The 535-nt window shown below is 62.2% G+C and carries 1 protein-coding gene; it reads left to right on the forward strand.

The window, feature by feature from the left end; genetic code table 11:
• Positions 1 to 444: 444 nt before the first annotated feature.
• The coding region (locus tag NS334_RS19210) for a PmbA/TldA family metallopeptidase (RefSeq protein WP_241492021.1) at positions 445 to 535 on the forward strand (91 nt) is incomplete at its 3' end.

Raw genomic sequence — 535 nt, forward strand, 5'->3', positions numbered from 1 at the left:
CCTCAAAGCTCTAGTCTCCCCGCCGGAATTATGTTCCCGGTCGATGTGTGAGAGCCTAGCCGAGCGACGGCCGTTTCAGCTTAAAAAGCCTGGTTAATCGCTCCTCACCTGGCGCCATGATTGACAAGAGGTTGGCCCGCATGATTGACGAAGCCTTGCGCCGATCACTCAAATCTTTGTTGCCCGCCGGCGCAAAGTGCTTGAAATCCCTGTGAATCCGGCACATCTGGTGAGGTCTGTCGACCTCGTTCCGGGCTCCCCTCAATCCGCAGGAATTCGTTCGTGAACTCTTCACCATCTGCATCGCGACACGGTGATACCTCCGATCTGTTCGACCAATCCGCGCTCAGCGACCTCGCGCAGCGTCTGGTCGATGCCGCCAGGCGTGCGGGCGCCGACGCCGCCGATGCCATCGCGGTGCGCGGCGTCTCGCAAGGCGTCGAGGTGCGCGATGGCCGCGTCGAGGAAACCGAGCGCTCCGAGGGCGACGACGTTGGCCTCCGGGTGTTCGTCGGCCAGCGCCAGGCTGTTGTCT

This window comes from Sphingomonas endophytica (genome assembly GCF_001476895.1).
GTDB lineage: Bacteria > Pseudomonadota > Alphaproteobacteria > Sphingomonadales > Sphingomonadaceae > Sphingomonas > Sphingomonas endophytica_A.